The 235-nt window shown below is 41.7% G+C and carries 1 pseudogene; it reads left to right on the top strand.

Going from position 1 to position 235, the window contains the following annotated elements:
- Nucleotides 1–235, top strand: a pseudogene (locus MZO40_RS17700) (transposase); the annotation flags it as partial.

The following is a 235-nucleotide window of genomic DNA, read 5'->3' as shown; positions in this document are numbered from 1 at the left end:
TGAGGAACAGATTATTGATGAACTATCAATCTTAGATCAGTGTTTAAAAAAATTGTCTTTACCCTACGGGAAAAACAGTCACGCTCGGCTAGAACATCTTTCATAATCATTGACGCATAAAGCGTTAAAAATACCGATACTGCTGAGCATCGCGGCTACGACGGTGGTAAACGCATATCCGGCATCAAACGCCACCTAGCGGTTGATATTAACGGCTTACCACAAGCAATTCACA

This window comes from Lactiplantibacillus sp. B652, assembly GCF_023806745.1.
GTDB lineage: Bacteria > Bacillota > Bacilli > Lactobacillales > Lactobacillaceae > Lactiplantibacillus > Lactiplantibacillus pentosus.
This window is presented reverse-complemented; position numbering and strand designations above follow the sequence as displayed.